This is a genomic window from Streptomyces sp. NPDC003034, from assembly GCF_053591375.1.
The window spans coordinates 1-22693 of record NZ_JBSFTS010000024.1; the positions used below are offsets into that span (position 1 = coordinate 1).

Consider the following 22693-nt stretch of genomic DNA (forward strand, 5'->3'; position numbering starts at 1 on the left):
GTCTCCTTCGACATCGACGCGAACGGCATCATGCACGTCACGGCCAAGGACCTCGGCACGGGCAAGGAGCAGAAGATGACCGTCACCGGCGGCTCCTCCCTGCCCCGGCAGGACATCGACCGCATGGTCCGCGAGGCGGAGCAGCACGCCGAGGAGGACCGGCGCCGCAAGGAGGCGGCCGAGACCCGCAACAGCGCCGAACAGCTCGTCTACCAGACGGAAAGGCTGCTGCGCGAGAACCAGGACAAGATCCCGGACGAGGTCAAGTCCGAGACGGAGACCTCGATCGCGGAGCTGAAGGAGAAGCTCAAGGGCGAGGACACCGCGGAGATCCGCGCCGCCACCGAGCGCACCGGCACGGTCGCACAGAAGATCGGCGCAGCCCTCTACGCGCAGTCCCAGGGAGCGTCCGGCGAAACCGGGACCCCGGGGGCCTCGACGGACGGCGAGCAGCACCAGGACGATGAAGTCGTCGACGCGGAGATCGTCGACGAGGAAGGCGCGAAGGGAGGCAGGGGATGAGCGAGCCGGACCGCTCCGGGCCGAGGAAGCGGCCGCCCGCCCCCGTCGTGATCCGGGACAGGCGACGCATCGACCCGGAGACCCTCCAACTGCGGCCCGCCGACCCCGTGGAGGCCGGCGAGCGCCGTGACAACGTCCGTGAGGAGCACCTCGCCGACCCCGGCGGCCCGGCCCACCCGGCCAGCCCCTCCGGGGTCGGCGGCCCGCCGCCCGGCCGCACCGCGGAGGCGGGCGGTGGCGCCGAGGCGGGCCGGATCGCCGAACTGGAAGGGCAGCTCGCCGAGCGGACCGCCGACCTGCAACGACTGAAGGCCGACTACGACAACTACCGCAAGCGCGTGCAGCGTGACCGCCTCGCCGTACGGGAGATCGCGGTGGCCAACGTCCTCGGCGCTCTGCTGCCCGTCCTCGACGCCACCGACCGAGCACGCGAGCACGGCGAACTCACCGGCGGGCTGCGGGCCATCACCGAAGTCCTGGAAACGCAGCTGGCCACGCTCGGGCTGGAGACCGTCGGGACCCCAGGAGAGCCTTTCGACCCGACCCGCCACGAAGCCGTCTCGTACGAGCGGTCCGCCGCCGCCGTCGACCGTCCGACCTGCACCGTCGTGCTGCGCCGCGGCTACGCCGTGGGGGAGCACCTCCTGCGTCCCGCGCAGGTCGCGGTGAGCGAGCCGCCCGGCCCCGAGCCGTCCGGCGATGAGCCGCCGCCCCGTCAAGGGCGGTCGGCGCGAGCCGGGGCGGCCGACTCCTGAGTCGGCCGCCCCGGCTTGAGTAGGTCTGTCAGCCCGCCGTCGGCACCGAGGCGTGGCCGGCGCTTCCGGCGGGTGGCCCCGGTTGTTCCGGCTGGGCGTGCGCGGTGGAGCCGAGCAGGGACGCGCCGTGCCGCTCGGGCCGGTGACCGGCGGTGTCCATGATCTCCTGGCGTGGCGTGCCGACCGGTCCGGGGGCCGCCGGAATGTGCCTGCGGGCCAGCAGGCGGCCCACCCAGCGCCGACCGCACTCGGGACACGGCGGCGCGCCGGCGGGGGTGTACGGGGAAGCCGCGGCGACACCGTCGAGGGAGAAGTACTCCCAGCTCCTGCCCTCATCGTCCCGGTACTGCTGCACGTCGTAATCGACGGTCCACTCGTACCAGCAGCGGCCGCACGTGAACTTCACCCGTTCCAAAGCCAGCCCGGTGATCATGTCTCTCCCCTCCTCCACCGGATCCCGTCGGATCGTGCTCGCGGTACGTCCCGCGACGTCACGCATCCTCACATAAGGGATATACCCGGCACGGGAATCTTGACAACGTTCGATGCCGGTTTTATCCAGGTGTGGAAAGGATGCCAAGGGTGCCTTCCTGTGCGATCCGGAGGTGTCGGCCATGGACAGCCCGCACTCCCGGCCCGACTACTACGCCGTTCTGGGCGTCCAGGCGGCGGCCTCCGCCGAGCAGATCACCAGCGCCTACCGCGCCCTCGTCCGCTTCCTCCACCCCGACGCGCGCGCAGGTCGGCCGTCCGCCGACGAGGAGCTCGCCGAGGTGGTGACCGCGTACCGGGTCCTGCGCGACCCCCGGCAGCGGGCCGCCTACGACGCCGAACGCGAGCGGCGGACCTCCCCACCGCCCCGCCATCGGGTACGCGTGCCGGTACGGGTGAGGTCCACGACGGCGTCCGCCGCACCGCCGACCGTCCCCCTGCGAGCGGGTCCCGTCCGTACGATGCGCGCCGCGCCCGCGCCCGCGCCCGCGTCCGCGGCCGCGCCGTTCGCCGGACCGCTCGATCGCCTGCTGGTCTGGCTGTACGAGGAGTACGGGGAGTACGAGGAGGACCCCTGGTGGTGGTGACGTGGGCGGGAGATGACCGGCTGAGGAGCGATCCGGTCGGGCCGTCTGCCGGGGGAGGCGTCTACCAGGGGATGTGCGCGCGGATGGTCTTCCCGCCGCCGGGCGCGGGTTCGATGTGGAGGCCGCTGGTGAGGTGGTTGACGAGGAGCCATCCCCAGCCCCCGGTCCCCTCGGTGTGAGGTGCGCGGGGCGTGGGCGGGTCGGGGCTGGTGTCGCTGACCGCGATGTCGATTCCGTCGCCGTGCAGCGCCAGGTGCAGCGTGCAGGGGCCCTCGGTGTGCCGGATCGCGTTCGTGACCAGTTCGCTGACCACGAGCAGGACCCGATCGGGGGTTCCGCGCTGCGCGGGGGGCCGTACCCGGGTGACGCGGGCCAAGAAGGTACGGGTCGCCTCCCGCGCCGACGCGGCGGCTTCACCGACGTGGGGCAGCGACCGGTCGAGCACGGGTTCCACGGGGGCTCCCTCCGCCGGCGGGCTCATGCCTGCTGCCTGCCCTGTCCAGGGGACGCGATGCACAGGACCCGGCCCCATCGGCAAAGACCGTACGTAGCCAGGAGCGAGGAGCCATGAGCCGCGCCCGCGGCCGCTCGGGGCCCGCGCCGCCGCCGCGGTGGTTTGGCTGGATCCAGGCCGGTAAGGCGCCGTGTGTACCGCGCCTCCACGGCTTCCCTCCGTAGGCCGGACGCGGTACGCGGAAGGAGGCATCATGCACAGCAGATTCCTGACGGCGGCCGTCATCTCGCTCGCCGTGACGGGCTTGAGCGTGCCCCAGGCGATGGCCGCTTCAGCGGCGGCTCCCGCCGTCGTGGGCAGCCAGGACGTAGCCTTCGCCACCATGGCACACCAGGGCAACCTCGCGGAGATCGCGGCGGGCCAGGACGCTCAGAAGAACGCGACGACATCCTGTGTGAAGGAGGTCGGCGCCGTCCTGGTGCGCGACCACAACAAGCTCGACGCCGACCTGGCCACGCTGGCGAAGCAGGAGGGCATCACCCTGCCGACCGCCCCCACCGCCGAGCAGCGGGCGGCCCTCGCGGACGTCCAGTCCAAGGCGGGCTCGCGTGCGTACGACCAGGCCTGGCTCGCGGTCCAGCAGGACGCGCACACCAAGACGCTCGGGCTGATCGACCAAGAGATCAGGCAGGGACAGGACCCCGATGTGATCCAGGCCGCGCGGGACGCCCGCCCGGTGGTGGCCATGCACCTCGACATGGTCCGGGGTGGAACCTGCAACCGCATGTAGGAGCGCCGACGGCAGCGGCCGGCGGTCAGCGGGCCGGCAGCCGATGGAGGCGGACCTGGGACAGCACGCCGTCCGAGGCGACAGCCGTCATGTACGTGTGATGGGGCTGGCGCCGCCGGTCGGTCGGGGAGCCCGGATTGAGCAGTCGCAGCCCACCGGGAGCCAGTGAGTCCCAGGGAATGTGGCTGTGACCGAAAACCAGTACGTCCAGATCGGGAAACCGCTGCGCGCATCTGCGCTCCCGTCCCTGCGCCGGGCCGGTCTCGTGCACGACGCCCACGCGTACGCCTTCCAGGCAGGCGCGGGCGACCTCGGGCAGCCGGGTTCGCAGCTGGGGACCGTCGTTGTTCCCGTACACGGCGAGGAGGCGCCGGGCCCGGTGCTCCACCAGGTCGAGCGTCGCCACGTCCGTCCAGTCGCCGGCGTGGACGACCACGTCGGCGCGGTCGATCTCAGCGAGCACTGCGGGGGGAAGTCCCCTTGCCCGCTTGGGGACATGGGTGTCCGAGATGAGCAGCAAGTGCATGAGTGCCACGGTAGTATCCCCGCCCGCGAAAGCCGGAGCGCCCCATGGGCGCGCGGCCTATGGGGCGGGCATCGCAGGTGCCGTGCTGCGACAGGGGGCTTGACGGACCCGACGTGGCCGTGGCGGCGGAGGCCCGGGTGCGACCCGAGGCCTCCGCCGCCCTGCCGGCGAACGCCGGCGGTGCAGCGCGGCACGTACCTCGTTGAGGACGGTGCCGGCCGACCGGTCAGCGTCCTTCGCTGAACCTGTCGTCCACGTTCTCGTGCAGTTCCTGGGTCTTCTTCCGCAGCCGCTCCTTCTCACTCTGAGCGCGCTGGGAGGCCTCGTCCTGCCGCCCCTGCTTCCCTTGCTTTCCCTGCATCTCCTGCATCTTCTGCTTGGCCTGCTGACCCTTTTCCTGCATCTGGTCCTTGATACCCATGCGTCTTTCACTCCTAGTGAGAGGTGCGGGCCGCATCGAGCGGCTCCGGCACCAGCCTGCCACGCGCCGTCACGATGAGCACCTCGGACGGCTACGCTGCGTAACCCTCGGGGGTGCGAGTCCGGAGGTCCGGGGGAGGGGCGGCCCTCCTGCGGCAACGCGGCCCTGCAACTGCGCACCACGTACGCCCAGTACGGGCCGCCCTACCACCTTCTGCTGCTTCTCCCCGCGAGAACACGCCGCGCGGGAAGGGCTGAAAACCTCCGAGCGCCGATGTTCCGCCCGCGGTGACTCCGTTCGGGTGGCGTAACCCGTTCGCCTGCCGGACGGTACCGCCGGGGTGTGCCGGCGCGTGCTGTTCTGAGTCAGCGGCCGACGGCCGTACGCGGGCCCGCCCGCTGTTTCCAGGCAGGCCTGCCCGAACAGCGAAAGAGGACTGATGTCTCGACACCAGGACAGCCGGCGAACCGGAACCACCGTCAGGAAGCTGCTCTGCGCAGTGCTCCTGTTCCCCGCTGCCGCACTGCTCAACATGTCCGGCGCCCATGCCGCCGTAACGCATTCCAAACCGCGCGCCGACTGGGACGCCATCGCCCGGTGCGAGTCCGGCGGCAACTGGCGCGCCAACACCGGCAACGGCCATTACGGCGGGCTCCAGTTCACCCAGTCCAGCTGGAGGGCCGCGGGAGGCCGGAGATACGCGCCGCGAGCCGACCTCGCCACGAAGGCGGAGCAGATCGCGACGGCCAGGAGACTGGCCGCGATCCAGGGCATGGGCGCTTGGACCTGCGCCCGCAGGTAGGACCGCCGAGGTCACCCGCCGGCGGTATGCCGCTGGTCGCCCCCCGCCGGAGCTGACCCGCCCGGCGCGGTCCGCCGAGCGCCCGGGCGCAGCGCTACGGCGCACCAGACGGCCGCCGCCGTCAGGGCGGCCGCGGCCATCGCACCCGCCACCGGTGCCTCCGGCCGCCAGCCCAGCGAAAGCCGCGTGCCCAGGGCCGTGAGCAGGGCCGCGATCCGGCCCACGGCGTAGACCGGCACCCTGGCGGCGGTAGCCCGCAATGCTGCTGCCGCCGCCAGGCCGGTCGCGGTCCAGGTGAGCAGGTACGGCCAGAGCGCCCCCGGGGCGGCGGACGGCAGGCCGTACTCCTCGGGACCGATGCGGAACAGTGCGCTTGCCCAGCCCAGGCCCACCCCGAGGGCGGTGACGCCCGCCACCCACAGGGCATGGCGCCACAGCGGTCCCGGCCGCACGGTCTCTTCGTCGTCAGAGCCGGAGGAGTCGATGAATGCGATCACGCAGAGGAGGACGCCGATCGGCGGCCGCGCGTTGCCCCGAGGACCGGGGAAGCGCGTCAGTACAGCGGGCCGGAAGGGAACATGTGGTCCGGCGGGAAGGGATCGGGCAGCGGCGGGGGCGGCTGCGCGGCCGTCTGGGTGGACCGGGTCACCAGCCGCGCGGGCCACTCCGCCGCCCACATGATCGCGGCGGTCCCCGCCAACTGCCAGAAGCCTTCGATGGACAGCCGGGGTTCGGTGAGCGGAAGGACCTGGCAGATCAGCCACAGGAGGAGGCAGTGGTAGGCGACGATGACGAGCGAGGCGGCGCCGGGCACGGGCAGTGACAGGGTCACGCGCGCCAGCATGAAGAGGCACACCACCGCGCACAGCGCGACCGACTGCCGCCAGCCCGGCGCGGCATCGATCCGGACACCGTCGAGCAGGAGCGCGGCGAGCGCGAGGCCGCCGGCGTTGAGGACTAAGGCGGCCAGCCAGCACCCGGCGGCCCGCCTCGTACGCCGGCGGAACAGGGTGAAGCAGAGCCGGGCCGTCTTCGCCACCGTCGCGACGACGAGCGCGGACACGAAGACCGGCCCCAGCCCCGTCAGCCGCGCCGGCAGACCCACCGCCGCGCAGATCCGCAGGCCGGCCCAGAGCGCGAGCGGGTACACGAGCACGACGATCAGCAGGCTGACCAGGGTGTGCAGCACGCCCAGGAGGAACAGGCGGCGCACGGGGGCGAAGAACTCCTTGTCGGATCCCGCGAAGTCCGGCTCTTCGCCCAGGGTCCGCTGGACACGCCGCATGGAGGGCCGGGTCACTACGGCCACCAGGCTCGACGCCATCCACACCGCCGTGGCGACGACCGCGGCCGTGAACACCACCGCCAGCGCCTGTCGGACCAAGTCACCGGTCAGCCGGAAGCCGACGACGAAGAGCTCCGCCACTCCCACCCCGGCAGTCACGGAGGCCAGTCGCGGCAGGACGCCGCTCCACCTCCGTCCGGTCCGTCGCCCGGCATCGGCCGTCATCGCCCCGCCCCCTCACTGGTCGCACACCTGACGAGCCGGACACTGACCGGACGGGCATCGACTGGTCGAGCACCTGACTGGTCGGCGTCCCCTAGAAGGCATGCCCCGGCCGAAACCTCGCCCCGGTCAGCCCGCGATGACGGCGGTACGGGAGTCCACCCGGAGTCCACCCCTTCGGCGACTGCCCCCCCCGGCTGCCGGCAGCGATGAAGGCGGTGCGTGAACAACCAACGCCGGAACAGGGACGACGATGCGGCCCCGACCGGCGGACCTGACCATGCCGGAGGAGGACGCCGCACCACTACGGCGCGACGGTCAGGCCTGCGGGGCGGAGCCGGTGTCCGCATCCGCCGGGGCGGAGCCCGCGGGGGTGTAGTAGACGGAGCGGCCCTGCTTCGCGCGCTCAAGGAGGCCGCGGGCGACACCCTGTTCCAGGGCGTTGCGGATGACGGCCGCCTGCACATTGCGCTCGGGATGCGTCGCGCTCATCACGTCGGTGACTTCGGCGGCGGACTTCGGTTCGGCCTGGCCGGCGACGACGGCGGTGACCAGCTCGACCCAGGTCTGTCCCACCTCGTCCTTCTTCTTCCCCGCATCGGCCTTCGCACCGGTCGCCCGCGCCCGGGAATCCTTGCCGGCCGCCGCCGACTTGGCCGTCCCCGCCTTCTTCCCCGCCGGGGAGGCGCTGCGCGCGGCGGGCACCGAAGCACGCTTCGCACCGCGCTTCGTGACCGCGGCCGACGCGGACTGCGAAGCGATACCCAACGCCGCCTGCATCTTCAGGAGTACCTTTTCGTTGTCCTCCAGCCGAGTCAACTCTTCCTGAAGACGGTTCAGTTCGGCCCGCGTCTGTTCCTGAGCGGCCTGGTTCGCCGACAGGTCGCTGGAAATCTGCTGCGCGTAGTCGTCTTTGATGTGCGCCGTGTGGGTGGCTGTCGTCATGAAACCTTCTCCGTCTTTTGTGGGAAACGTGTGTGACGCGATGGTACGCAGTAAGGGCCGACGCGACACCGCATCGCATCCCGGCTGCCCTCAAAGCACCCTCCAGGGGAGACCTCTCCGGTCTGTTCGACGCGTAGGGTCCACGAGGTGGGTACGGATTCGGTGATCGTCGGACGCGAGACGTCCCGATGTGTCACCTTGCGATGTGTTGTGAACGCGTAGCCACCATCGAGGAGCAGCATGCCCGCGCCCACCGCTGAACAGGACGACGCGATCGACACCTTCCGGCGTGGGGACCACCTCGTCCTGCAGGCCGGCGCGGGAACGGGCAAGACGACGACCCTGTCGATGATCGCCGCCAGCACCGGCAAACGCGGCCGGTACATCGCCTTCAACAAGGCCATCGCCACCGAGGCGGCGCGCAAATTCCCCGGCAACGTGCTGTGCAGGACCATGCACTCGCTGGCGTACGCCGCGGTCGGTCACCGCTTCAGGAACCGGATGGACGCGCCGCGCGTACCGGGGTGGAAGACCGGCGCGGCCCTGGGCATCGGCTTCAACATGCGGGTCCGTATCGGGGAGCGCAACGTCACCAACAAGGCCCTGTCCTACACCGTGCTGCGGACCGTCACCCGCTTCTGCCAGTCCGCCGATCCCGCCATCCGGCGCCACCACGTCCCGCGCCTGCGCGGCATCGAAACCGAAGACCTCCACGCCCAACTGGTCGACCTCGTCCTGCCGTACGCGGACCGCGCATGGAAGGACCTGGAGAACACCGAAGGAGGCGCCGTCCGCTTCGACCACGACCACTACCTCAAGCACTGGGCCCTGACCGAGCCGCGCATCGCCGCGGACTTCCTGCTCCTGGACGAGGCCCAGGACACGAACCCCGTGGTCGAAAAGGTCTTCAACGACCAGCGCGAGCACACCCAGTTGGTGATGGTCGGTGACTCGGCCCAGGCCATCTACGGATGGCGCGGAGCCCGGGACGTGATGAGCGGCTTCGACGGTACCGAGCTCGCGCTGTCCCAGTCCTTCCGCTTCGGTCCCGCCCTCGCCCAGGAGGCCAACCGGTGGCTGAGCATCGTGGACGCGCCCATCCGGCTGGCCGGCACCGCCGCGATCAACACCCGTCTGGAGCGTGTGCGGCAGCCTGACGCGATCCTGTGCCGCTCCAATGTCGGCGCGATGGTGGAAGTCATGCGTCTGCTGGATGAGGGCCGCCGCGTCGCCCTCGTCGGCGGCGGAGAGTCGCTGAGGGCCCTCGCACGGGCCGCCCGTGATCTGAAGGCCGGCAAACGCAGCACCCACCCCGAACTGATCCTTTTCGACTCCTGGGGCGAACTCCAGGAGTACGCCGAATACGACCCCTCCGGGCGGGATCTGCTGCCGCTGGTCGACCTCGTCGATGAACACGGCGTCGACGTCATCCTGGGCGCGGTGGACCGCCTCGCCGCCGAGGAGGGCGCCCAGATCGTCGTCTCCACCGCACACAAGGCGAAGGGCCGCGAATGGGCCTCCGTCCGGATCGGCGAGGACTTCACCGAACCCGCCGACCAGGAGGAGACCGACGAGAACGGCGACCCGTTGCCCGGTGACATCGACACCGCCGAGGCCCGCCTCGCCTACGTCGCCGTCACCAGGGCCCGCCACCAGCTGGATCTCGGTGGCCTGTCCTGGATCAACCAGCACCCCCGAGGCAACCCCGGTGCGGTGCGCGCGCCGCGAGAGGCGACCGGTCCGGCGTCACCCTGGGACCGGCTCGGCAGGGGGCAGACGGACGGCTGACCGGCGGCGCGTCGGGCCACCGCGGCCACCGTGATCGCCTGGCTGCTCACCCTCGACCGTCTCGATTCGATCTCACCCTCGGGCAGGCCATTGCCGCCGCAACGTACCCACGTTGTCCCCCACGTGGAGACACGCGCCTACATTCCTCGCCCCCGGGCCGAGGCCCCCTGCCCGCCCCTGGCCGCCGCACCCGACCCGGACACCGGCCGCACCGACCGGCCCCGCGCCGTGACGCGCCGACGACTGGCCCGGCCGGGTGACCGGGAGGCCGCCACGGCCGTCGGCGAGCCCCTGCCGGGCCACGACCAGGAAAACGGTGCGCCCGGCCGGTCATGGCGGGTCCACGTCGTCATGCTGACGCTGTCCACCGCGACCGTGATCACCGCCGCGGCCCTTCCCTGGGCGTGAACGTGCCCGTACGGGCCCCGCGCCGCGTCCCCCGCACACCGACGCACAAGCGACGCACACCGGTCACTGCTCCGGCACCTGGGAAAGAGAGCGGACCGGGGGCGTAACCGGGGCGGTGGCGGATCGTTTCCCTTCATGTCGCGTCAGATGCACACATCCCCGCACCCCACGGGTACGCGACCCCGGAGGCCCTGAGCACCATCTCTCAGGGCCTCCGGCCTTCTTCCGGCCCCGCCCACAGGGAGTGCCACCCGGCGCGGGCCGTCCGGGGACGGTTCCCCCATGTGCGTGCCTCCTCTGGCCGATGCCGTCCATCGCCTTGAGGCTGGTGCGGTGCCCTGTGATCGCAGGGCAGCGGACCCTGGAAGGATTCACGATGACGGAGCGCAACACGGTTATGCGCAGCATGCACGACATCGGGCTGGCGGCCTGGTTCGGGGGCTCCTTGATGGGAGCCGTCGGCTTGAACGGGGCGGCGAGGGAGACCAGCGGCGGGCCGGTTCCCGCCTCGCGGTTCGTCAGCGCCGGCTGGGCCGCGTGGACGCCGGTGAACGCGGCCGCGATCGCCGCCCACCTGGTGGGCGGCGCTGGCCTGCTCGGCGCGAACCGGGCCCGGCTGGCCTACCAGAGCGGAGTCGGCGCCTCCACAGTGGCCAAGACGGTCCTCACGGGAGCGGCGCTGGCCGCCAGCGCCTACAGCCGCGTGCTGGGCAAGAAGGTCGAGCTCGCCACCTCCCCGGACCCCGAGGACGCCGAGGCGGCCGCCGATCACCCGGTGGGACTGCAGCAGGCGCAGCGACAGCTCACGGTGCTCCAGTGGGCCGTACCGGCGCTGACGGCCGGTGTGCTCGTACTCAACGCCCTCCACGGCGAGCAGCAGCGCCCCCTGCAGCAGAAGCTGGGCATGCTCCGCCGGGCCGCCTCGACCCTGCCCGTGGCCGGAGTCGGCGGTCTGGCCGCCATGGGGCGGGGCGGCCGGCACGGCGTGATGGCGGGGCACTGCTGACCCTCGGCCCGGCCGTACCGGCTGCGCCCCCCCGCACCCCCCCCGCGCCCGGCCGCCGCGCGGCGCCGAGGCGCCGTACGCAACCGAGCAGAGCCGCCTCCAAGGCAAGGAGAATCGTCATGCCCAAGGTCACACAGCCCGTCACGGACGACAGCATCAGGGTCCGTCAGCTCAACCACTACCAGTTCAGCTGGGTCGCCGGCGAACCTGGTGCCCGAGGCACCCTCACCTTGCAACTGGTGCTCGACGAGGGCGCGTGGGAAGAGGTGCTGACCGTCGACGCCGATGACGCCGACGTCCTGCAGGACCTCCTCAGCAGCACGCCGACCGTCCACTACGACATCGGCCGCCGCACCCTGATGTTCGGTGTCACCCCCGTCGGCAGCTGACTGCCGACACCGGCCCGCAGACCCGGCACGGACGGCGACACCCGGCTCCGTCGCCGCACGCACAGTGCCGGGCGGGTGAAGACGGAACCCACCCGGACGCATGCGGGTGCCGAGCCCGAGCAGGGACCGGAGGATGAGCTGAAACAGCCCGCCCCCACCCCCAGGAGCCCCTGCCATGCTCGAACGCCAGCAGCTCAAGGACCGCGCCCAGGTCACCTTCGTCCTGCCCGCCGACACCCCACCCGGACCGGTCAGCGTCGTCGGCGACTTCAACGACTGGCAGCCCGGCACCCACACCCTTGAGCCCCGCAGTGACGGCACCCGCGCGGTCACCCTCGCCCTGCCCCGCGAGCGCGTTCATTCCTTCCGGTACCTGGCGGCGGGGGACTACTGGTTCAACGAGGACCACGCGGACGAGCACGACGGAAGCAACAGCCTCCTGCGCACCTGATCCGATGATCCGGCCCCGGCGGGCCGGGGCCGCACCCGAGCACCCGAGTCGCCCCGTCCGCCGGCCCCGGCGCCCGTCGGGGCCGCCTTGCTCCCCACAGAGAGGAACACCGCCTGATGACCACAGCACGCGAGATCATGACGGAGGGCGCCGAGTGCATCGGCGCCGAGGAGACCGTCCTCGCCGCCGCCAAGAAGATGACCGAGCTCGGCGTGGGAGCACTGCCGATCTGCGGTACCGACGACAAGCTCAAGGGCATGCTCACCGACCGCGACATCGTGGTGAAGGTCCTCGGCGCAGGCAAGGACCCGGCCCAGGTCAAAGCCGGTGATCTCGCTCAGGGCGAGGCGGTCACCATCGGAGCCGACGATGACGCGCAGGAGATCCTGCGGACCATGAGCGAACACAAGGTACGGCGCCTGCCCGTCATCGACGGCCACCGCCTGGTCGGCATCGTCGCGCAGGCGGATGTCGCCCGCGCCCTGCCCGACCCCCAGGTCGGCGACCTCCTGCAGGCCCTTTCCACCGACTGACCCGCCTCGCCCGTCACCTACCCCCCTGGCCCGCGGGCCGGCGTACGGCGTGACCGGGCACCCCTGAGTCACAGCGAACGGGCCCGGCCTCCCATCCAGCGAAGGCCGGGCCCCCCGACGTGCGCGGTGACCCCTGCCGGCACCACGACGCCGTTCGAAGCTGATTCGAGTGATCAGCTGATCGGTAGGATCACCGGGATGGGGCGCGCCGTCCGTCCCCGTCCACCGCCGACAACGCCACGATCCTGGGGGTTCGCCGTGCCTCTTCCACGCCTGAGTCGTACTCCGCTGCCCGGTATCGGGGTCCGTTACGACCTCACCACGCGCGAGCACCGCCGGCTGTCGGTGATTGCCCACCGCGACGGCGCCCGGACGGTGAACGCCTACCGCAGGGACGACCCGGACGAGTGCGCGCTGTCGGTGAAGCTGACGGCCGGTGAGACGGAGGCGCTGATCGACGCGTTGATGCCTTCGCACCACAGCCCGAACCTGCTGTCCACGACCGACCTCGGTCTGGTGGCGGAGCGCATCGAGCTGTCCTCCCTCTCGCACTGGAACGGGCGGGTGCTGGGCGAGACGAGGATCCGTACCGAGACGGGAGCCTCGATCGTCGCCATCCTGCGCCGTGCGGACGCGATACCCTCACCCGCTCCGGACTTCCGGCTGGCGGGCGGCGACACGCTGATCGTGATCGGCACCCGCGAGGGCGTCGAAGCCGCTGCCGCGATCCTCGGCCGGGAGTGAGCGCGATGCACTCCTCCGCTGTCTTCCTGATCGAGTTCGGCGCGATCATCCTCGCCCTGGGCCTGCTGGGCCGTTTCGCCGGACGCTTCCGGTTCTCACCGATACCCCTGTACCTCCTGGCCGGTCTGGCCTTCGGCGAGGGCGGGCTCCTGCCGCTGGGCACGAGCGAGGAGTTCGTCGCGATCGGCGCCGAGATCGGCGTGATCCTGCTCCTGCTCATGCTCGGCCTTGAGTACACGGCGAGCGACCTGGTCTCCAACCTCAAGACCCAGTACCCGGCGGGGCTGGTCGACGCCGCGCTCAACGCGCTCCCCGGTGCGGTCATGGCCCTGCTCCTCGGCTGGGGGCCGGTCGCCGCCGTCGTTCTCGCCGGGGTCACCTGGATCTCCTCCTCCGGCGTCATCGCCAAGGTGATGGGCGACCTCGGACGGCTCGGCAACCGTGAAACCCCGGTGATCCTGAGCATCCTGGTCCTGGAAGACCTCGCGATGGCCGTCTACCTGCCGATCATCACCGCCCTGCTGGCCGGGGTGAGTCTGGCAGCCGGAAGCCTCACCCTCGCCATCGCCCTCGGTGTGGCCGGGCTCGTCCTCTTCCTCGCCGTCCGCTACGGGCGGGTCATCTCCCGCTTCGTCTCCAGCGATGATCCCGAGAAGCTCCTCCTCGTGGTGCTGGGCCTGACCCTGCTCGTCGCGGGCCTCGCACAGCAGCTCCAGGTCTCCGCCGCCGTCGGAGCCTTCCTCGTCGGCATCGCCCTCTCCGGGGAGGTCGCGGAGGGCGCCCACACCCTGCTGAGCCCCCTGCGCGACCTGTTCGCCGCGGTGTTCTTCGTCTTCTTCGGCCTGCACACCGACCCGGCCAGCATCCCCCCGGTGATCCTCCCCGCCCTGGCCCTGGCCGTCGTCACGGCCGGTACGAAGATCGCCACCGGTTACTGGGCCGCCCGGCGCGCCGGGATTTCGGTCAAGGGACGGTGGCGCGCCGGCGGCACGCTCGTGGCGCGCGGCGAGTTCTCCATCGTCATCGCGGGCCTCGCCGTCACCGCGGGCATCGAGCCGTCCCTCGGCCCGCTGGCCACCGCCTACGTCCTGGTCCTGGTCATCGTCGGCCCGCTCACCGCCCGCTACACCGAACCGATCGCCGGCTACGTCACCGGGCGCCGCCGTCGGCAGCCGCCCGAGGTGCGCGTGGCGGCGGGCCTGATTCCGGCCCGGCAGGAGGCGCGGGAAGCGATGGACGACTCGGGAACGCGAGGCCGCCCCTGACCACCCGGCTCCGGCGGTGACCAAGGCCCGGAATACGGGCGGGTGCACCTGTCGGCACGCCGCACCCTCCTTCACCGCTACGCCGCGCCGTCGTTCCCGTTGGGGGGCCGGTTCGTCCCGAGGCGGACGGCGCCGGCGAAGCGGGTCAGCAGCGGGCCGGCGAGGGCGAGGAGGAAGACGTAGGCGGTCACCAGCGGACCGAGGGTGTCGTGCATGGTGCCCACGAGCCCGACCATCACCAGGGAGAACTCGCCCCGGGCGATCAGCACCGTGCCGGCACGCAGCCGCCCGCGCCGGCCGACGTGATCACGCGCCGCGGCGAAGCTGCCCGTCATCACCTTCGTGGCGCTGGTGACGACGGCGAGCGCGAACGCGGCGGGCAGGACGGGCAGGAGGTCGGCGGGGTCCACGGACAGTCCGATGGCCAGGAAGAAGACGGCGGCGAACAGATCCCGTAGGGGGCCGAGCACGGCGCGGGTCCGGGCGGCCGTCTCGCCGGTGAGGGCCAGACCGACGAGGAAGGCCCCCACGGCGGCCGAGGCGTGGACGGCCTCGGCCAGGGCAGCGACGATCAGGGTCAGGCCCAGCACCCGCAACAGGAGCTGCTCCGCGTCCGGGTGGGAGACGAGGCGGCCGACGTGGTGACCCCAGCGGTAGGAGACGGCGAAGGCGACGCTGACGGCGCCCACGGCGGCGAGTACGCCGAGGAGCGCCTGCCACCACTGGCCGCCCGACGCGAGGACGGCCAGGACGGGCAGGTACAGGGCCATGGCGAAGTCCTCCATGACCAGCACCGACAGGACCGCCGGTGTCTCCCGGTTGCCGAGCCGCCGCAGGTCGTCCAGCAGGCGGGCGACGATGCCGGAGGAGGAGATGTAGGTCGCGCCCGCCAGCGCGAGGATTCCGATGCCGTCCAGTCCGAGCAGCCAGCCGGCGACCGCCCCCGGGACGGCGTTCAACCCCACGTCCAACACGGCTGACGGCACATGACGCCGCATGCCGACCGTGAACTCGCGCAGCGAGAACTCCAAGCCCAGGGTGAGCAGGAGGAGGACCACCCCGATGGCGGCGCCGGTCTGCACGAACTCACCGGCGGCGGGTACGGGAGCGATGCCCCCCTCACCGATGGCGAGCCCGGCGAGCAGGTAGAGCGGGATGGGGGAGAGGGTGAAGTGCCGGGCCAGCGTCCCCAGCACGCTCAGCGCGCTCAGGATGATGCCGAGCTCCAGGAACAGCGCGACCGGCGTACTCACCCGCCTCAGCCCCGGAGGATCTCTTCCACGCCCGTGACGCCCTCGTGGGTTCCGATCACCACCAGCACATCTCCACCTTGCAGGATCTCCCGGGGCGTGGGCGAGGCCACGATGTCCGCTCCCCGGACGATCGCGACGACCGAGGCACCGGTCAGCGTCCGCGCCCGGGTGTCTCCGAGCGGCCTGCCCGCGTACGTGCTGCCCGTGGCCACCTTGACCTGCCCGGACAGCAGCCGCGGCACCTCCTTGGTCAGGTCGGCGAACCGCTCGGCGATCCGGTGTGCGCCCAGGATCTCCGCGACCGCCTCTGCCTCCTCGCCGTTGAGCTGGAGGACCGGCTGCCCTTCGTCCGGGTCCTCTCCGCCGTAGACGACCAGCTCGAAGTCGCCCGTACGCCGGGCCACCACACCGATCAGGTCACCACGGTGGTTGGTGAACTCGTAGCGAAGGCCCACACCGGGCAGAAGTACCTCGGTGACGTCCATTTACCCATCATCGGCGGGAAGGGGGCGGGCGGCATGCGGGAGGCCGGGTGCCGGCTTGGCGACGCCTGGCGGGGCAAGGGCTGCTGCGCCGCACCGGCGCGCCGTGATGCCGGCAGGCGGTGCGGCCGACGCGTGCGGCTGCCGTACCGGTGGTGAGTGCCGCGCGGCGTGGAGAGTCCGTCCGGTGCGTCGTCCTGCGCATGCACCGCCGGTGTCATCAACCGTGGGCGGCGTCCACGGTGGGTGTCATCCACGGCGGGTTGGCGGGTTCATCCGCCGTCGGTGCGCGGGCGGGCCGGGAGTGCGCCGGAGACTGTGCTGTCGGCCTTGGCCGCGTCGGCGAGTGCCTCGGCCGCAGCTTCCGCGGCCCGCGCCGCGTCGTCAGCGGCCTGGGCAGCCGTGTCCCGAGTGGGCCTCTCACGGGTGGCCGGCGACTGGGGCAGCACCTCGCTGAAGGCGCGCGAGACTCCCTGGAGTGCGGAGGTGACCTCGCTGGGGATCATCCAGAAGGTGCTGCCGGGGCCCTGCGCGAGCTGGGGCAGCATCTGGAGGTACTGGTAGGCCAGCAGCTTGGGGTCGGGGTCGTTGCGGTGCACCGCCTGGAACACCTCGTCGATGGCCCGGGACTGGCCCTCGGCCTTGAGGATCGCAGCCGTACGGTTGCCCTCCGCGCGAAGCACGGCGGACTGCTTGTCACCCTCGGCGGTGAGTATCTGGGACTGGCGCTGTCCTTCGGCCCCGAGGATCGCGGCCCGCTTGTCGCGCTCGGCGCGCATCTGCTTCTCCATCGCGTCCTTGATGGACTGCGGCGGGTCGATCGCCTTGATCTCCACCCGGTTGACCCTCAGCCCCCACTTGCCCGTGGCCTCGTCCAGTACGCCCCGGAGCTGGTTGTTGATCGTGTCGCGTGAGGTGAGGGTCTTTTCCAAGTCCATGGACCCGACCACGTTGCGCAAGGTGGTGACGGTGAGCTGCTCCACCGCCTGAAGGAAGTTCGCGATCTCGTAGGCGGCCGCTCGTGGGTCGGTGACCTGGAAGTACAGGACGGTGTCGATCTCTACGACCAGGTTGTCCTCGGTGATGACCGGTTGCGGTTTGAAGGAGACGACTTGTTCACGCAGGTCGATCTCGGGATGGATGCGGTCAATATACGGGATGACGACATTGAGGCCGGGTTTCAGGGTGCGGTGGTAGCGGCCGAGCCGTTCCACATTGCGTGCGCGCGCCTGCGGCACGATGCGGACCGCCCGCAGCACGGTGAAGACGGCGAACAGTGCCACGAGCAGGGCAGCGACGAGGAACGCCGAAACTTCCATGGTTCACTCCCGGGGGTAGACGAGGGCGGTGGTACCGCTGATCTCCATGACGTCGACGGTCGTTCCGGGAGGAATCACCAGGGTCTCGTCGTAGGCGCGGGCCGTCCATTCCTCGCCGCCGATGCGGACCCTGCCGCCCAGGCCCGTCACCTCGGAGACGACGTAGGCGGCCTTGCCGACGAGTGCGTCGACGCCGAACCGTTCCGCTTGCGGCGGGAGCAGATGGCGCACGGCGAGGGGGCGCACGAACAGCACGCTGACCGTCGCGACGACGGTGAAGACCAGGAATTGCAGGGGCAGCGGAAGTCCGAGCGCGGCGAATCCCGCCGTGACCAGCGCGGCCCCGCCGAGGAGTCCGAGCGCGGCCGTCAGAGTGAAGATCTCCGCCACAGCCAAAAGTGCTGCGGCGATCAACCAGAGCAGCCATGGATCCATTGCGTGCCCCTCCTGACCCGTACGGGTGCGCGAATGGCTTGACGATTCGCCGTCGACCGCGCCTCAGGTGGTTTTTGTCCGCTTTTAGAATATTTTACTATGCCCGTTTGGGCCACCCACATGGGTGATCGGCTCTGACCCCTTGCGAGGTGCGGACTGGGCTGGGTGGGCTCAGTGCTTGGTGAGTTCCCCGGTGAGCTTGCCGTGGAGGTCCGCGCTGGGATCGTTCAGTCCGATGATCTCGACGATCTTGCCGCGCTGCGCGTATTTCGTTTCGACGGCGTCCAGGGCGGCCACCGAGGAGGCGTCCCACAGGTGGGCGGCGGTCAGGTCGATGACGACCTTCTCCGGGTCTCCGGCATAGTCGAACCGGCCCACGAGCTCGTTGCACGACGCGAAGAACAGCTCACCGGTCACGGAGTACACCACGGTGGCGCCGTCGGGGTCCGTGACGGCGGTGATGTCGGCGAGGTGGGCGACGCGCTGGGCGAAGATGACCATCGCGGTGACGGGGCCGACGACGACGCCGATGGCGAGGTTGCCGGTGGCGACCACGCAAACGACCGACCGCCTCGACGGCGACTCCCACGGCCACGGCCACGGCGACAGCGCGCTCGACGGCGACGGCGACGGCGACGGCGACAAGACGGCCGAAGGCGACGAGGTGCTCGACCCCGCCGAGCGGGAGGCGCTGCTGACCCGCGTGCGCGCGTACGAGTGGGCCGCCACCGAGCAGGTCGACAAGCTCCGCGCCCCGTTGGCGCGTGCGGAGGAATTCGCCGCGACGCTCCGCGCCCGCCTGGAGCAGAGCGTTCCGGCTGCCGACCGCCCCTGAAGCCCTCCGCCGCAGCGCACTCACCGCTGGTTCTGGTCCAGGAAGTGCTCCATCAGCCGGGCGGCGCTGATCGCTCCCGTGGTCCATGTCCGTTCCCCGTCGGATTCGATGACCGCCACCAGGGGGGTGTGCGTGGTCACCATCAGCGCGGCCACTTCCAGTACACCGGCACTGGGGCCGACCACGGTGGGCAGAATCCGCTGCTCCGGCAGCCACTGAGCCACCGACATCCCCGCCAGTGCCTCCGGAAGGCTCTCGGTGGCCCCTGCCGTGAGTGCCTGGGCCAGGGACGGATCTCGCAGCACGAACTCCGGCACCATGATCTTCAGGAGCTGCGAACCGGGCACGATGGCGTACGGGCGCCCATCGCGGTCGACCACCAGCAGCGCCGGCAACCGGCGCTCCACGAACAGCCGGGCCGCCTCGATGGCGTCGTTGTCCGTACACACCGTCGGATACGGCTCCGCGAGATCACCCGCACGCATACGTCTCCCCTTGCGGTCACTACGGCCACGAGTGCGCTAACCGGCCCACCGTGCGGCGGCCAGCTGACCGTGACCGACCAGATTTCTGGACATATCACCTCGAACCCTACCGCCGCTCTTGCAGAACGGATGAATACCGACCCGAGTTCCGTGCACACCCGGGCACCCGCGCCCTGATCCGATGCCGTTCACCCGGGCAGAGCAGAACCGTTTCCGCGACGCGTCGTTGACATGCTGGCGCACAAGACCAGGGCCGTACGGTGCACGCCGCGCGGCCCCGGTGCCGTGGTGAGCGGCGGTTCATGGCGTGTGCGAGCGCCCTGGCCGGGGTTGGGGCCCCGGCCAGGGGCGGCCGGTCGTGCACAGAGGTGTCGCGCCAGGGTTCGGCGAAGGGGCCGACCGGGCGTCGGCCCCGTGCGGGAAGCGGTTACCGGAGCGAGGAGACGGTGAACACGGCTGCTCGGGCGCCGACCGTGGCGGACCAACCGGCTGCTGAGGCGCGCACCGCCCAATAGGCGGCACCTGACCGGTGGGGGGAGCCGGTGCGCGCGCAGGCAACGCGAAGGCCCGTGCCCGTCACGCGACGGGCTGGGTGGTGCAATGCCTACCGCCGACCGCCGGCGGGCGCGGTCCAGGGAGCAGGCGCGATGACCCGTGCCAGTTGCTGCTGGATCTGCTCCGCCTCACGGCGCACCTGGCCCGGAACATCACCGCGTTCCCGTATGAGTTGGGCGTAGATCGGCGCTTCACTGGCGATGGTCACGTTCTTGCTCTCCTTCTCGGGCCGGCGCCCTCAGTCGGGCTGCCCGAGTCTAGGCTGCGGCCAAAGCCCTTCGGAGCGCGGCGTGGACGGACCGATCGCCTCTCGCGGACAGAAGCGGCGCGCGGCCCCCTTCGGCAGGGCGTTCCCGGGACCCCGCACCCGCCCCCGGAGTCAGTGCCGTACCTGTTCCCCTCGGCCGGGGAAGCGGCCCTGCTGCTGCGGAGCAGCTGGGCTTGGGGGAGTAGCCCCCGCTCCGGCGAAGAACTCCCAAGACTTTCTTACCCAGTTGGGCGAGGCGGTGATGGGGCGCGGGCCGTCCCACCAGCCTCTGGCGGGACATATCCCGGTCGCCCGGACGGATTCGCCATGAGAGCCTCACGCCCGTGGCTACTGAAACCGAGGTGGGAGAGCTGCTGCGCCGGCGAGGCCGGACCGCGTTCACGGTGGCGGAAAGGGTGCACGCGTGGGCCGCCCTGGTCAGCGCCATCGAGCGCGGCTACGGCGACGACATCTACGACTACACCAACGGCCTCTACTGCCGCAACTGGCTGCACGAGGCGTGGCTCCTGCTGGACGACCACCTCATCCAGCTCAGGACCCCTCAGATCAGAGCACTGGACGATCAGTACAAGGCCGCGACCGTCGACGACGACGGCCAAGGACTCGGCCAGTTCCACCGGCTGCCCGGCCTCGACCTGTGGTGGTGGCGGCGACACCCCCGCATCCTCACGGGAGACCCCGGGCGTTCGCTTCGCTCGGCCGGTGCCATCGGCACGGACCTGGACCCAGCATGACCCCCAGCACCGCGGGATTGCCGGACAACTTTTGAGGCGGATGAGGCAAGCGCCCTGTGCGCCTCGATCCGGCCCGCTTCACCGGCCGGGCGATGAGCCGGCGAGCCGCAGCCGGATATCTGTGTTCGCCGCATGAGGGTTTAACGAGCCTGGCCGGGAGAGTTTTTGCGGCGACGGGCGGAGCGGAATTACTTAACACCCAAAACGGATCGAGCGTGCTACTGTTGATCTCAGTTGCAGTTGTGGTTCCCAAAACTTCAAGTGCCCTCAGTCGGCTTCCGTGCCGCCTGGGAGTGCTTTTGTATTTCCGGTCATTTCCGGGCGGGGTAATCATCGCGGCGACACGGAATTCGCACAGTGCGGATCCCGATGTACTGCCCCAAAGGAGATATGACATGGCTGCTGGTACCGTGAAGTGGTTCAACGCGGAAAAGGGTTTTGGCTTCATCGAGCAGGAGGGTGGCGGCGCTGACGTGTTCGCCCACTACTCGAACATCGCCGCCCAGGGCTTCCGTGAGCTTCAGGAAGGCCAGAAGGTCATCTTCGACATCGCGCAGGGCCAGAAGGGCCCGACGGCCGAGAACATCGTTCCCGCCTGACGCTGACGCGTACTTCGTAGCTGGGGCCCGCATCCTTCGGGGTGCGGGCCCCAGCTGCACCCTGTGACTGCGGTCCCTTCGTGCGCCCCGGCGATTCCGTCGGCCGCCCGTACCCGGTGGAATCCGCAGCCATCGCACGGTGGACGTTCCACCCCGCTCCGGATGTGCATTCCGTACGAGCTTGCGTGCTGCCGGAGCACCCGACTTCCTCGTCCGGATCGTTCCGCGCACCTCAGTGACTGACTCGCCTCCTTCGCCGGTCAAAGTCGAACCGGATTTAGCTTCTGCTTTCGCTGTGGCCATTCTTACGGTTCCCCGCGCCACCCATTGCCTGGCGCGATAGCCGAGGCCGCCCGGTCACGGCACCCGTCTCCGACCGGCCCGAGCGCAGCGACAATTCCACACGCGGACGGCGCGGTCCCGGCTCCGCGACCCAGCGGGCAGCGACGCCACATTCCTTCGACGCGGCGGCCTCGGCACCCGTGCTCGAAGCTGACCCGCCCGCTCCCTCCCTCCCCCTCTCTGTAGGAGCCACCTTTGACGCTGGTCCAGACGCAGCCCCGCCCGGTGGACTTCGCCCCGACGAACAGGACCGTGGCCGAGGCCATGGACGCGTCAGGGCCGCAGGTCTGTGACGACATGACCGTCGAAGTGGCCCTGTTCGTCATGGCCAGTGCCCGCGCGGGATACCTCCTGGTCTGCGACGAGGACGGCCTGTGCAGGGGAGTGGTCACCGAGGCGCAGCTCACCGCCGTCCGCGACGGCTCCGCGTACACCGACCGCATCCGTCTGCGCGAGATCTTCGGCGGCGACGGACCCTTCACCTCCACCGTGACGACGATGGCCGAGGCCGACCACGCGATGCGCTACCGGCGCCTCGCGGCGCTGCCCGTCGTCGACGAACACGGTTGTGCGCTGGGCGTACTGGCCCTCGCGCGCTGACCGCGTCACCGCCGCAAGACCGTCCCGTTCCGGCTCTCTCCCTGTGAGGCACCATGCGCTGCGTCATCGCCCGTTTCCCGTTCGACCTGACCAAGAGCGGAGTGCTGGCGTCCATGAAGGGCGTGAAGCCCGAGCCGGTCACGGGTGAGTCCGTGATCATCGGCCGCCGCTCCTACCCCGTCAAGCAGGTGGGCCAGGTCATCACCCGGCAGGACCGCCGGGACTTCAGCGCCGGCGAAGTCACCCGTGCCATGACCCTCCTCGGCTTCACCTGCCGCGCTCTGCCCAGGACTGTCGCACCCGCACGGGCGCTCACCCCGCTGCAGAGGGCCTCCGTCATGCTCGGCGTCCCCTCTCCCGTCTGACCGGCCGCGCTCCGGCCCGGGACGGCCGAGGCCGAG

General features: G+C 71.0%; 31 protein-coding genes and 1 pseudogene. 18 read left to right on the forward strand and 14 right to left on the reverse strand.

What is annotated here, in order from left to right; genetic code table 11:
* Both ACWDX7_RS22100 and grpE read left to right on the forward strand, forming a co-directional pair.
* The coding region (locus ACWDX7_RS22100) for an Hsp70 family protein (protein ID WP_451492869.1) at positions 1-522 on the forward strand (522 nt) is incomplete at its 5' end.
* Entirely contained in the window at positions 519-1277 is a 759-nt protein-coding gene (grpE, locus tag ACWDX7_RS22105; RefSeq protein WP_451492870.1) for a nucleotide exchange factor GrpE, read from the forward strand. The genes ACWDX7_RS22100 and grpE, both read left to right, overlap by 4 nt.
* Positions 1278-1305: 28 nt before the next feature.
* On the opposite strand, the gene ACWDX7_RS22110 is transcribed toward grpE, so the two are convergent.
* The gene (locus ACWDX7_RS22110; protein ID WP_451492871.1) at positions 1306-1710 is read right to left on the reverse strand and encodes a hypothetical protein; all 405 of its coding nucleotides are present in this window, start codon (positions 1708-1710) and stop codon (positions 1306-1308) included.
* Between the two features lie 181 nt (positions 1711-1891).
* Here ACWDX7_RS22110 and ACWDX7_RS22115 point away from each other — a divergent pair, with 181 nt between their 5' ends.
* Entirely contained in the window at positions 1892-2356 is a 465-nt protein-coding gene (locus ACWDX7_RS22115) for a J domain-containing protein (protein ID WP_451492872.1), read from the forward strand.
* A 61-nt stretch (positions 2357-2417) separates the two neighbouring features.
* On the opposite strand, the gene ACWDX7_RS22120 is transcribed toward ACWDX7_RS22115, so the two are convergent.
* Positions 2418-2810 (reverse strand): ATP-binding protein, encoded by a 393-nt coding sequence (locus tag ACWDX7_RS22120; RefSeq protein WP_451492873.1) that lies wholly within the window; start codon positions 2808-2810, stop codon positions 2418-2420.
* A 253-nt stretch (positions 2811-3063) separates the two neighbouring features.
* Between ACWDX7_RS22120 and ACWDX7_RS22125 the strand changes: the two genes are divergently transcribed.
* Positions 3064-3600 carry a DUF4142 domain-containing protein gene (locus tag ACWDX7_RS22125; protein WP_451492874.1) on the forward strand — a complete coding sequence of 179 codons (537 nt, stop codon included), beginning with the start codon at positions 3064-3066 and terminating at the stop codon, positions 3598-3600.
* Positions 3601-3625: 25 nt separating this feature from the next.
* Here the strand turns inward: ACWDX7_RS22125 and ACWDX7_RS22130 are convergent, their stop codons facing one another.
* Together ACWDX7_RS22130 and ACWDX7_RS22135 are read right to left on the reverse strand one after the other, a co-directional pair.
* Positions 3626-4126, reverse strand: coding sequence for a metallophosphoesterase family protein (locus ACWDX7_RS22130; RefSeq protein WP_451492875.1), 501 nt, complete (start codon positions 4124-4126; stop codon positions 3626-3628).
* Positions 4127-4352: 226 nt separating this feature from the next.
* Entirely contained in the window at positions 4353-4547 is a 195-nt protein-coding gene (locus tag ACWDX7_RS22135; RefSeq protein ID WP_451492876.1) for a hypothetical protein, read from the reverse strand.
* 532 nt (positions 4548-5079) lie between these two features.
* Between ACWDX7_RS22135 and ACWDX7_RS22140 the strand changes: the two genes are divergently transcribed.
* Positions 5080-5349 (forward strand): transglycosylase family protein, encoded by a 270-nt coding sequence (locus ACWDX7_RS22140; protein WP_451492922.1) that lies wholly within the window; start codon positions 5080-5082, stop codon positions 5347-5349.
* Between the two features lie 11 nt (positions 5350-5360).
* Here the strand turns inward: ACWDX7_RS22140 and ACWDX7_RS22145 are convergent, their stop codons facing one another.
* From ACWDX7_RS22145 to ACWDX7_RS22155, 3 genes are all read right to left on the reverse strand, one after another.
* On the reverse strand, positions 5361-5843 hold the full coding sequence (locus tag ACWDX7_RS22145; protein WP_451492923.1) for a hypothetical protein: 483 nt from the start codon (positions 5841-5843) through the stop codon (positions 5361-5363).
* A gap of 59 nt (positions 5844-5902) precedes the next feature.
* The gene (locus ACWDX7_RS22150; RefSeq protein WP_451492877.1) at positions 5903-6793 is read right to left on the reverse strand and encodes a hypothetical protein; all 891 of its coding nucleotides are present in this window, start codon (positions 6791-6793) and stop codon (positions 5903-5905) included.
* 381 nt (positions 6794-7174) lie between these two features.
* Positions 7175-7801, reverse strand: coding sequence for a hypothetical protein (locus ACWDX7_RS22155; protein ID WP_451492878.1), 627 nt, complete (start codon positions 7799-7801; stop codon positions 7175-7177).
* A 240-nt stretch (positions 7802-8041) separates the two neighbouring features.
* Here ACWDX7_RS22155 and ACWDX7_RS22160 point away from each other — a divergent pair, with 240 nt between their 5' ends.
* The 8 genes from ACWDX7_RS22160 (at position 8042) to ACWDX7_RS22195 (ending at position 14385) form a co-directional block, all read left to right on the forward strand.
* The gene (locus ACWDX7_RS22160; RefSeq protein ID WP_451492879.1) at positions 8042-9589 is read left to right on the forward strand and encodes a UvrD-helicase domain-containing protein; all 1548 of its coding nucleotides are present in this window, start codon (positions 8042-8044) and stop codon (positions 9587-9589) included.
* Between the two features lie 123 nt (positions 9590-9712).
* On the forward strand, positions 9713-9997 hold the full coding sequence (locus ACWDX7_RS22165; protein ID WP_451492880.1) for a hypothetical protein: 285 nt from the start codon (positions 9713-9715) through the stop codon (positions 9995-9997).
* A gap of 376 nt (positions 9998-10373) precedes the next feature.
* Positions 10374-11003, forward strand: coding sequence for a hypothetical protein (locus ACWDX7_RS22170; protein ID WP_451492881.1), 630 nt, complete (start codon positions 10374-10376; stop codon positions 11001-11003).
* Positions 11004-11122: 119 nt separating this feature from the next.
* Positions 11123-11392 (forward strand): hypothetical protein, encoded by a 270-nt coding sequence (locus ACWDX7_RS22175; RefSeq protein ID WP_451492882.1) that lies wholly within the window; start codon positions 11123-11125, stop codon positions 11390-11392.
* 175 nt (positions 11393-11567) lie between these two features.
* Positions 11568-11843: an isoamylase early set domain-containing protein gene (locus ACWDX7_RS22180; RefSeq protein ID WP_451492883.1), complete on the forward strand. Its 276-nt coding sequence runs from the start codon at positions 11568-11570 to the stop codon at positions 11841-11843.
* A 116-nt stretch (positions 11844-11959) separates the two neighbouring features.
* Entirely contained in the window at positions 11960-12376 is a 417-nt protein-coding gene (locus ACWDX7_RS22185) for a CBS domain-containing protein (RefSeq protein ID WP_451492884.1), read from the forward strand.
* Between the two features lie 258 nt (positions 12377-12634).
* Positions 12635-13120, forward strand: coding sequence for a cation:proton antiporter regulatory subunit (locus ACWDX7_RS22190; protein ID WP_451492885.1), 486 nt, complete (start codon positions 12635-12637; stop codon positions 13118-13120).
* Between the two features lie 5 nt (positions 13121-13125).
* Positions 13126-14385, forward strand: coding sequence for a cation:proton antiporter (locus ACWDX7_RS22195; protein ID WP_451492886.1), 1260 nt, complete (start codon positions 13126-13128; stop codon positions 14383-14385).
* 77 nt (positions 14386-14462) lie between these two features.
* Here the strand turns inward: ACWDX7_RS22195 and ACWDX7_RS22200 are convergent, their stop codons facing one another.
* From ACWDX7_RS22200 to ACWDX7_RS22220, 5 genes and pseudogenes are all read right to left on the reverse strand, one after another.
* On the reverse strand, positions 14463-15638 hold the full coding sequence (locus ACWDX7_RS22200; protein ID WP_451492887.1) for a cation:proton antiporter: 1176 nt from the start codon (positions 15636-15638) through the stop codon (positions 14463-14465).
* 5 nt (positions 15639-15643) lie between these two features.
* Positions 15644-16123: a cation:proton antiporter regulatory subunit gene (locus ACWDX7_RS22205; protein WP_451492888.1), complete on the reverse strand. Its 480-nt coding sequence runs from the start codon at positions 16121-16123 to the stop codon at positions 15644-15646.
* Positions 16124-16392: 269 nt separating this feature from the next.
* The gene (locus tag ACWDX7_RS22210; protein WP_451492889.1) at positions 16393-17439 is read right to left on the reverse strand and encodes an SPFH domain-containing protein; all 1047 of its coding nucleotides are present in this window, start codon (positions 17437-17439) and stop codon (positions 16393-16395) included.
* 3 nt (positions 17440-17442) lie between these two features.
* Positions 17443-17874, reverse strand: coding sequence for an NfeD family protein (locus ACWDX7_RS22215; protein ID WP_451492890.1), 432 nt, complete (start codon positions 17872-17874; stop codon positions 17443-17445).
* Positions 17875-18045: 171 nt separating this feature from the next.
* Positions 18046-18441: pseudogene (locus ACWDX7_RS22220) on the reverse strand (STAS domain-containing protein); the annotation flags it as partial.
* Here ACWDX7_RS22220 and ACWDX7_RS22225 point away from each other — a divergent pair.
* Complete coding sequence (locus ACWDX7_RS22225; RefSeq protein ID WP_451492924.1) at positions 18419-18709, forward strand: hypothetical protein; 291 nt, start codon at positions 18419-18421, stop codon at positions 18707-18709. The pseudogene ACWDX7_RS22220 and the gene ACWDX7_RS22225 sit on opposite strands and share 23 nt — an antisense overlap.
* A gap of 20 nt (positions 18710-18729) precedes the next feature.
* Here ACWDX7_RS22225 and ACWDX7_RS22230 read toward each other — a convergent pair whose 3' ends face one another.
* Together ACWDX7_RS22230 and ACWDX7_RS22235 are read right to left on the reverse strand one after the other, a co-directional pair.
* Positions 18730-19194 (reverse strand): CBS domain-containing protein, encoded by a 465-nt coding sequence (locus ACWDX7_RS22230; RefSeq protein ID WP_451492891.1) that lies wholly within the window; start codon positions 19192-19194, stop codon positions 18730-18732.
* A 604-nt stretch (positions 19195-19798) separates the two neighbouring features.
* Positions 19799-19957, reverse strand: a complete 159-nt coding sequence (locus tag ACWDX7_RS22235) for a hypothetical protein (RefSeq protein WP_451492892.1) — start codon at positions 19955-19957, stop codon at positions 19799-19801.
* 383 nt (positions 19958-20340) lie between these two features.
* On the opposite strand from ACWDX7_RS22235, the gene ACWDX7_RS22240 reads away from it, so the two are divergent.
* The 4 genes from ACWDX7_RS22240 to ACWDX7_RS22255 all read left to right on the forward strand — a co-directional run bounded on the left by ACWDX7_RS22240 (position 20341) and on the right by ACWDX7_RS22255 (position 22657).
* Positions 20341-20751 carry a hypothetical protein gene (locus tag ACWDX7_RS22240; RefSeq protein WP_451492893.1) on the forward strand — a complete coding sequence of 137 codons (411 nt, stop codon included), beginning with the start codon at positions 20341-20343 and terminating at the stop codon, positions 20749-20751.
* Between the two features lie 395 nt (positions 20752-21146).
* Entirely contained in the window at positions 21147-21350 is a 204-nt protein-coding gene (locus ACWDX7_RS22245; protein WP_451492894.1) for a cold-shock protein, read from the forward strand.
* 537 nt (positions 21351-21887) lie between these two features.
* Positions 21888-22292, forward strand: coding sequence for a CBS domain-containing protein (locus tag ACWDX7_RS22250; RefSeq protein WP_451492895.1), 405 nt, complete (start codon positions 21888-21890; stop codon positions 22290-22292).
* Between the two features lie 53 nt (positions 22293-22345).
* A complete protein-coding gene (locus ACWDX7_RS22255) occupies positions 22346-22657 on the forward strand; it encodes an SCO5918 family protein (protein ID WP_451492896.1) in 312 nt (103 codons plus the stop codon).
* The last annotated feature ends 36 nt before the right edge of the window (positions 22658-22693 follow it).